Origin of the sequence: Heyndrickxia sporothermodurans, from assembly GCF_003055045.1 — a bacterium.
Classification (GTDB): domain Bacteria; phylum Bacillota; class Bacilli; order Bacillales; family Bacillaceae_C; genus Heyndrickxia; species Heyndrickxia sporothermodurans.
Window position 1 is genome coordinate 1 of record NZ_NAZB01000081.1, and the last position, 3,115, is coordinate 3,115.

Here is a 3,115-nt window from a genome sequence, read left to right on the forward strand (position 1 = left end):
TGTAAATAGCCACTTTATTTCCTCCAAAAACCAAATATTTTTTTCAAATTCCTCCAGATTAATCTATATACTTCTCCGACAGAATGTGCTAAATTTTTTGCATATTAGTTGGGAGGAGTTTTTTTATGATCATTCCGCATGATTTTGGTATTGAATTAATAGAGTATGAGGCAAAGGGAAAAAAGAACGAATTTCCTTTGTTTGAAGAGTGCCCAAACTGTAAATGCCCCTCTCCTGGAAATCTACATCGGAACGGTTATTACTGGCGGTATGCGGTTACGGAGGAGTTTTCTATTAGAATCCCAATTTGTCGTATGAAATGTTTACACTGTGAAGCGAATTTTTCGATTCTTCCTGATTTTCTTATTCCGTACTACCAACATACTATACATACTATTTTAGGGCGGGTTCTTCAAAATCTGGAGGGGAAAAAATCAAATGGCAGCCGTCAGCTACTAAAGTTTCATCTGAATCGTTATCTTAAGAATGTGAATTGGGTCCATAGTTTCTTTGTTAGTCTAGGGCGAGTGATCGGAATGTCAGGTGATATAAAAAAGGAAGCCATAAAATATATGAAAATGATCCTTGATTTTGGCGAATCACCCTTCTTACGAAGGAGCTGGGGTCATTTTTCAAAATACCTTATGGCAAATTAATTCTATCAAAAATGGAGAGATATGAAAATATTATTCATCCCACATACTTTTTTCATCGTCATAAAATGTCGGAGAAAGTAGAATGGAATCATGGATAACCGGTTGTCCTTCTATTAAAAGGAGGAAGATTCCATGAATGAAAAAGAACGTGAACAAGTAGCTTTATTTCGATATGGGCTCATTGCCCCATTATTTAATGGACAAATTGATTCAAATGAATATTTGAAAGGATTAGAGGGGAAAATTCATTCTATTCCTTATTACGGAGAACGGAAAATTGCCGTAAAAACAATAAAAGAATGGCTGCTTCATTATCAACGAAATGGATTTGAAGCACTAAAGCCGAAAAAACGGATGGATCGAGGGAATTCTAGAAGACTATCACCCGATGATCTAGATCAAATTCTTGAAATACGAAAAAAATCTCTCCATATGCCAGTCAGTGTCTTCTACGAACAACTTCTGGAGAAAGGAGAGATCACAAAAAAACAAATATCTTACTCTACTATAAACCGATTACTCAAAAAACACAATCTTGTAGGGAAAAGTATCGTGGCAAGCCCGGAACGAAAAAGGTTCGCCCATGACAAAGTAAATGTATTATGGCAGGCCGATTTATCCCATGGCCCATACGTTCGGATCAATGGAAAAAGCAAAAAAACTTATTTGATTGCTTATATTGATGACTGTTCGCGCCTAGTTCCGTATGCAGAGTTCTTCTCATCCGAGAAATTCGATGGATTAAGAGTCGTAACCAAAGAGGCGTTAATCAGAAGAGGAAAACCAACCATTATTTATGCGGATAATGGCAAGATCTATCGATCCGAAACGCTTCAATATGCGTGTGCTCAGCTTGGAATCACTCTGGCTCACACACAACCGTATGATCCTCAAAGCAAAGGGAAAATTGAAAGGTTCTTTAAAACCGTTCAAACAAGGTTTTATCCTTTATTGCAGGCCAACCCAGTTCATTCACTAGAGGAATTAAATGAAAGGTTTTGGCGTTGGTTAGAAGAAGATTATCATCGAAGGGTACATGCGTCCTTAGAAGGAAGAACCCCACATGAAATGTTTCACGCACAACTTGAAAATATCACCTATCTGGAGGATCCATCCATTCTGGACACCATCTTCTTGAAACGGGAACAACGAAAGGTAAAGGCGGATTCGACCATTACGTTGAATAAGCACCTTTACGAAGTTCCTTCTCGTTTTATAGGATCCTCCATCGATGTGCGATTGGATGAACATGGGGTCTATATATTTGAAGATGATAAGAAGGTAGCAGAAGCCACGCCTGTATCTATGAAGGATAATGCATATGTAAAACGAGTCCGTTCTCCCTTTTCAGTATCTCAAGTAGAAGAACAGAAGGAGGAACGAGATCATGTATAAATCTTTTTATTCCTTAGCCCAAACTCCTTTTTCAAAGGATTTACGACCTTCAGACGCTTTTCCTTCATCGGATTATCATGGGGCATTGAGCGCATTAAAGTATTTACAGCAATCAAAAGGAATTGGACTTATTACGGGAGACCCTGGAGCAGGAAAAACATTTACCTTGCGTACTTTTAAGGAATCATTGAATCCTTCCCTCTATCATGTCGTCTATTTCCCCCTTTCAACAGGCGGTGTAATGGATTTTTATCGAGGATTAGTCTATGGCCTAGGAGAAGAGCCGAAGTTTCGTAAGGTAGATCTTTTTCGGCAAATTCAACAAGGGATTGAGCGAATGGCAGGAGAACGAAAAATTACTCCCGTGTTTATATTAGATGAAATGCATATGGCAAAAGATGCTTTTTTACAGGATATAGCAATTTTATTTAATTTTCAAATGGATTCTATAAACCCATTTATCTTAATTATGGCGGGGTTGCCACATTTAAAGACGCGATTAACCTTAACTCACCATCGTCCGCTTTCTCAAAGAGTAATCGCGAAATTTGAAATACAGCCATTATCAAGGGAGGAAGTAGCAAAATACATCGATCATCATATGAAAATAGCTGGGGCGAAGATGCCCATCTTTACCGAATCAGCAATAGAAGCCATTGCCTTACGTTCTCAAGGATGGCCACGTGTCATCAACAAACTCACAATCAATAGTCTACTGTTTGGATCGCAGTTAAAGAAGGAACAAATTGACGAAGAAATCGTAAGGTTGGCTATAGAGGACAGCAGTTTATGATATCACGGGGGATATTAGTATTTGACCATCGCGACCAAGAGTGGAGAGTCTGGATTGGGCAACAAGCATACTGGATGGGTCAGGGCGATTCGTTTGAGCTTCGTATTCGAAACAAGTACTTTCGGACACATTTACAAAAGGATTTGGATTGGTTTATTACTTTAGATTATGATGTTAGCTTTATCCTTCACATAGATGAAATATATAAGATTAAAATAGAAAAGCACGATTATATACCAGTAGATTCCCCTTTTTAGGGGATTTCTCTTTA

At 38.2% G+C, this 3,115-nt stretch carries 4 protein-coding genes; all 4 read left to right on the forward strand.

Going from position 1 to position 3,115, the window contains the following annotated elements; translation table 11 throughout:
• Nucleotides 1–125 precede the first annotated feature (125 nt).
• The 4 genes from B5V89_RS20810 (at nt 126) to B5V89_RS19140 (ending at nt 3,101) form a co-directional block, all read left to right on the forward strand.
• Nucleotides 126–656: a DUF6431 domain-containing protein gene (locus B5V89_RS20810; RefSeq protein ID WP_107920603.1), complete on the forward strand. Its 531-nt coding sequence runs from the start codon at nt 126–128 to the stop codon at nt 654–656.
• A 132-nt stretch (nt 657–788) separates the two neighbouring features.
• Entirely contained in the window at nt 789–2,051 is a 1,263-nt protein-coding gene (locus B5V89_RS19130; RefSeq protein WP_107920604.1) for a DDE-type integrase/transposase/recombinase, read from the forward strand.
• Nucleotides 2,044–2,844 (forward strand): ExeA family protein, encoded by an 801-nt coding sequence (locus tag B5V89_RS19135; protein WP_108073572.1) that lies wholly within the window; start codon nt 2,044–2,046, stop codon nt 2,842–2,844. The genes B5V89_RS19130 and B5V89_RS19135 overlap by 8 nt, the downstream gene beginning before the upstream one ends.
• Nucleotides 2,841–3,101 (forward strand): DUF5348 domain-containing protein, encoded by a 261-nt coding sequence (locus tag B5V89_RS19140; RefSeq protein ID WP_066233683.1) that lies wholly within the window; start codon nt 2,841–2,843, stop codon nt 3,099–3,101. Before B5V89_RS19135 ends, B5V89_RS19140 begins: the two co-directional genes overlap by 4 nt.
• Nucleotides 3,102–3,115: the final 14 nt, after the last annotated feature.

Excerpts from the sequence above, each read along its gene's own strand:
- B5V89_RS20810 (WP_107920603.1), top strand. The coding sequence starts at position 126 with ATGATCATTCCGCATGATTTTGGTATTGAATTAATAGAGTATGAGGCA.
- B5V89_RS19130 (WP_107920604.1), top strand. The coding sequence starts at position 789 with ATGAATGAAAAAGAACGTGAACAAGTAGCTTTATTTCGATATGGGCTC.
- B5V89_RS19135 (WP_108073572.1), top strand. The coding sequence starts at position 2,044 with ATGTATAAATCTTTTTATTCCTTAGCCCAAACTCCTTTTTCAAAGGAT.
- B5V89_RS19140 (WP_066233683.1), top strand. The coding sequence starts at position 2,841 with ATGATATCACGGGGGATATTAGTATTTGACCATCGCGACCAAGAGTGG.